The sequence below is a fragment of the Gryllotalpicola sp. CP2-P1 genome (genome assembly GCF_057512245.1).
The window spans coordinates 1-1368 of sequence record NZ_JBLRDT010000372.1 but is presented as its reverse complement, the minus strand read 5'-3'; the positions used below and the strand labels follow the sequence as shown (position 1 = coordinate 1368).

Genomic DNA, 1368 nt, shown 5'->3' with positions numbered 1-1368 from the left:
TGGGCGGCCGCCATCGAGCGACTGCTGAGGGACCCCGCGCGTCGGGCGGTGATGGCGCAGGCATCCCTCGCACACGCACGCGCGCACACGTGGAGGGCGGCGGCGGCCCGTCTGGCAACCCTCTACGAGCGCCTTGCGCGCGCGAATTAGTTTGGAAGCATGACCGCTTCCACTTCTGTCCCTTCCGTGGCACTGAACGACGGCACGTCCATTCCGCAGCTCGGCTTCGGCGTCTTCCGGGTCGACCCGGCTGAGACGGCGCGCATCGTCAGCGACGCGCTCGAGGTCGGCTACCGGCACATCGACACCGCTGCGATGTATCGCAACGAAGACGGTGTGGGCCGCGCGATCGCCGAGAGCGGCATCGCGCGCGACGAGCTGTTCGTGACGACGAAGTTCCCGAACAACGGCTCGAGCAGCGCCGCCGATGCCCTGCGGCACAGCCTCGACCAGCTCGGCCTCGAGCGCGTCGACCTCTACCTCATCCACTGGCCGCGGCCGCGGCTCGGCACCGCCCTGTCGGCCTGGCAGGAGCTCATCGAGCTGCAGCGCGAGGGGCTCGCCACGTCGATCGGCGTCTCGAACTACCGCATCGAGGACCTCGAGCAAATCATCGCAGAGACCGGCGTCACGCCCGCCGTCAACCAGATCGAGCTGCACGTCGAGTTCCAGCAGCGCGAGCTCGCGGAATACCACGCTGCGCATGGCATCGCGACCGAGTCGTGGTACCCGCTCGGCGGCGGCGAGATCTCCTCGGCGCCCGCCCTGCTCGAAGTGGCGAAGGCGCACGGCGTGACGCCGGCGCAAGCGATTCTTCGGTGGCAGCTGCAGACGGGCAACATCGTGATCCCGAAGTCGAATCGCCGCGAGCGCATGGCCGAGAACCTCGACGTCTTCGGCTTCGAGCTGAGCGACGTCGAGCTGCGTGCCCTCGCCGCCGTCGACCGCGGTGCCGCCGGCCGGCGCGGTGGCGACCCGAACGAGCTGTAGTGGCCCTTCCCCCTCTGTTCGCCCGGGTGCGGCGCGCACTGTTCCTTCACGCCCACCCCGACGACGAGTCGCTGTCGACCGGCGGACTCATCGCCGCCCTGGGGGATGCCGGAGCCGCGGTTCGCGTCGTGACGTGCACCAGGGGCGAGCGCGGTGAAGTCGTGCCCGGCCCGCTCTCGTGGCTCGAGGGCACGCCCGAGCTCGCCGACCACCGGGTCGGCGAGCTCACCCGCGCGCTGTACGAGCTCGGGGCCGGCACGCCCTGCTTCCTCGGCGAGCCGCGCGCTCGCGCGCTCTACCGGGGTCCGGACTTCCGGTACCTCGACTCGGGGATGAGCTGGGGCGAAGACGGGCGGGCGCAGCCAGATCGGAGAGCAC

At 70.8% G+C, this 1368-nt stretch carries 2 protein-coding genes; both read left to right on the top strand.

What is annotated here, in order from left to right:
* The first annotated feature begins 159 nt into the window (after positions 1-159).
* Complete coding sequence (locus ACM2XV_RS15330; RefSeq protein WP_344775919.1) at positions 160-990, top strand: aldo/keto reductase; 831 nt, start codon at positions 160-162, stop codon at positions 988-990.
* The coding region (locus ACM2XV_RS15325; RefSeq protein ID WP_487027573.1) for a PIG-L family deacetylase at positions 990-1368 on the top strand (379 nt) is incomplete at its 3' end. The genes ACM2XV_RS15330 and ACM2XV_RS15325, both read left to right, overlap by 1 nt.